The following is a 3,286-nucleotide window of genomic DNA, read 5'->3' as shown; positions in this document are numbered from 1 at the left end:
GTATTCTACTAGGTAAGTGTTTTACTTTACCAGATACACCATTAACTTCATTTAATAATTTTCTTAATATTTTGTGTGGTACTAATGATTTATGCTTTTTATTACGACCTATAAAAATTAAATTCTGTTCTAACATATTACAATCAAATAATCATTCAATAACTATACTACTTATACCCAATTTAAAAGTAGAATCGTCAAATTGTTTTATAAATTCTTTATTATCTAACCTTCAATCTGATAAAGAATATCCCAGAATACTTTCAGTGTTATTAAAATCAACATTAGACATATTTTTAAAAGAAAGTATTTTTTTAATTAACAAATACATTTCGTATACCTCCAATTTATTTATCCCTTCTGTTGAAGGACTAATTTTATTCAAGCTATCTAATAAATTAAAATATTCAGAATCGTCAAGATAGCTACGAACTAATTCTTCGTTATTGATAATATATTCTTTACATGTGTTATAAAATAGTAATACATTTTCTTTTACATTATTTTTATACAAAATGTATAAATAATTTTTTATTATATTATCCCCTAGCTCTATAGCAATGTTTGTTTCTGTACTATCTTCATTTAATTTATTGTCATTACCTATAATTCTGACAACCACACCTAAAGCCATGTCTGTAATTTTTGTAAAACCAATAGTTTTGGCTATATTTTGAAAATTAGTACGGGTTATAGTTTTATTATGAGATTTCTCAGAAACTTTTATTTTTTTATTACAAAAGTTCCTTAAATAGTCTTGAAAACAATCATAAGCTGTAAGAAAATATTCCTTTACTTCTTTATTACCAAATAAATCATATTGAATCAAATTTTTATTATTTGTATCTTTTTTACCTTGAATAGCTAAATAAGAATAATCCAATAAAAATTTTTCAATATTTCTTTGAGTATTTTCATTAATTGGAGATTCTCTCAAATATCTACTTAGATATAAGTAGATTTCTGAGTCTATTTTGAAAGATTTAAGACTAACTTTATTTAGTAATTTTTTACTTAATTCTGGTGAAGTACTCTTATCTTGTATTTTATAGCTATTTCCGCCTGTTAAGGTAGAAGGCGCCTTCTGTGAAGCCGTCGTAGACGTTGAATATAACTTTATATTACCTATATTCATATTAATATTTCTATAACTAAATTTAGATTTATCTAAGATTCTTTGAGCAAGAAAAACAGATTTATTACTATGATAAATATGGTGTCTATATAAACTTTCTCTAAAATCTCCATCGATTTTATCAAGTTGATGTCTAACTGAATTACCCTCAGCTCTTCATTCTTTAGGACCTTTATTAACATTGTAACCTAATCCTTTTAAACTTCTTATAAGACGACCTCCATCCTGTGTAACAAAAACACAACCATGAAGAAGATTTGTATGTAAATTCTCTTTATTTATAGCATCTTCTAAATTAAAATTACGTATTTTCCCAATTAAATGATTAATATACCCAAGGTAATCTTTATTAGCCGCTAATTCTCATAATTTCAGCATTTCCCCTGACTCCTCCTTTGTTATATAATTAAATTTGTTAATCATTCCTAATATACACTGCACAGGATTATTTACGTAATTTATATTAACTAGCGATGATATCTCAGATTCGAATTCCTCTCTATTGTTAATACAATATTTTTTATTGTCTTGTCTACTAATAAATGTATCAAAATCATCACCATCGTAATCCGCAAAATTAAAAATTACATCTTCGTTTATAATAACAAAAGAATCTCCTCAATCAGTAAACCTGATTCTATTATAATTACGACCTTCTAAAAAACTAAGAAAAGCTTCTGTGAATATACTATCATAATAGTGATAACCATAAACATAAACATTACTTTCCTTATTAAGTAATCTAAACCCAATTAAATAAAGACCTAAATCCATAAATTCTTTATTTTTATATTTAGGTAAATCTAAACTAGCTCCTTCTGTTTCTAAAGCTAAACGAAGCTCTTCGCTAATAACATTTCTTTTTCTGTCTAAAATATTTCTCATTATATAAATTTAAAAAGCACAAAAACACAATAACTATTTAAAGGAATAGACGACCTGTTGTAGATGGTGTAAATATAAATCTATAACTACACCACCTGAATTTGCTTATGAAGATTGGAATTAGCCACAGCAAAACACTGTGAAGCTAGCTAACTCCATAAATAAATATACCACAGAAACTTAACGATTTCTACGATGATATGTTCTTATATTTTGACCACCACGTATTTGTGATCTATGATTATTATCAACTCTACCACCATTTTTAAACGGATCTTTCATTCGTAATAAATCATCAATTTCTTTAGATAAATCACTTTTGATATCACGTCAAATGGTAGAACTAATTGATGTTTTAGGATCTCAATCCTGTTTAAACTCAGTATATGATGAATATCTTTTAGAGTTATTCTCTCAAAGATATCAAAAAAGTTTACGTTTACCAACTGTTTTGTACTTAAGAAACATTCTTATTAAGGAATTATCTTTATCGTAATCTAACCCTAACCTAGCTTCTCCATTATTAACCTGAATATTAAATTCTTCGCTAGATGCTATTATATAAGAAAAATCTGGATCTCTATGCGTTGTAAGATCAGTAATATCTCGATTATCGTGAAGTTGCATATTAGAGTAATTAATAGAATTTTCACCTAATGTACCATGATTGGTATCATTTGAAGTACCACTATAAAAACTTAAATTTGAATTACTATTTTTAGGTGCAGCCGTAAATGATGATGCACCAGCCTTACCAGGAACTTCCAGATATTTACCCCCCTTTTCATAATAAAGAGGTTTACTACTATGATCGACTAAAGGAGACGGAGTAGATGAATTTGACACACCACCCTTCGGACCAAAAGATGAATTGGACTCCACAGGAACAGTAATTCACCTACCAGTTAAACTATCATAATACTTACCCGCAGTCGTATTAGACCCCTTAACAAACTTAAGTTCTCTAGAATCTGCTTGATTTACTACCATTCTAGAATCTATCTCATTTATAGGTCTAGAATCAGCTTCATAAATAGGTCTTGAATCAACTTCTTGAGGTGTGACAGCTCTATCGAAGGTGACATCGTGTTCTGGTTGTGGTGAAGTAACCGACATAGTCACACCTGAGTGGACATTAACCCCATCTCTAACTTTATTATAATTTACATTATAATTATCTTGAACACCTTGGTACGTATAATTGTTAAAATCTGTAGTACTAGTAGCCACATTTTTATAATTAGATTCAGTACAATCTTTACTATC

General features: G+C 28.0%; 4 protein-coding genes. All 4 read right to left on the bottom strand.

Annotated features, from left to right (window positions below; translation table 11 throughout):
• Window positions 1-232 precede the first annotated feature (232 nt).
• Window positions 233-1,135, bottom strand: coding sequence for a hypothetical protein (locus ABEB00_RS35985; RefSeq protein WP_345624941.1), 903 nt, complete (start codon window positions 1,133-1,135; stop codon window positions 233-235).
• 618 nt (window positions 1,136-1,753) lie between these two features.
• Window positions 1,754-2,020, bottom strand: coding sequence for a hypothetical protein (locus ABEB00_RS35980; protein WP_345624940.1), 267 nt, complete (start codon window positions 2,018-2,020; stop codon window positions 1,754-1,756).
• Window positions 2,021-2,443: 423 nt separating this feature from the next.
• Window positions 2,444-2,902, bottom strand: coding sequence for a hypothetical protein (locus ABEB00_RS35975; RefSeq protein ID WP_345624939.1), 459 nt, complete (start codon window positions 2,900-2,902; stop codon window positions 2,444-2,446).
• Window positions 2,903-2,914: 12 nt separating this feature from the next.
• Window positions 2,915-3,286 (bottom strand): hypothetical protein (locus ABEB00_RS35970; RefSeq protein ID WP_345624938.1); only part of this gene is annotated, 372 nt, incomplete at its 5' end.

Source organism: Streptomyces ziwulingensis, assembly GCF_039542605.1.
In the GTDB taxonomy this organism is placed as follows: Bacteria; Actinomycetota; Actinomycetes; order Streptomycetales; family Streptomycetaceae; genus Streptomyces; species Streptomyces ziwulingensis.
This window is presented reverse-complemented; position numbering and strand designations above follow the sequence as displayed.

Bases quoted from the DNA above. Each gene is read 5' to 3' on its own strand.
- ABEB00_RS35985 (WP_345624941.1), bottom strand. From the start codon at position 1,135: ATGAATATAGGTAATATAAAGTTATATTCAACGTCTACGACGGCTTCA.
- ABEB00_RS35980 (WP_345624940.1), bottom strand. From the start codon at position 2,020: ATGAGAAATATTTTAGACAGAAAAAGAAATGTTATTAGCGAAGAGCTT.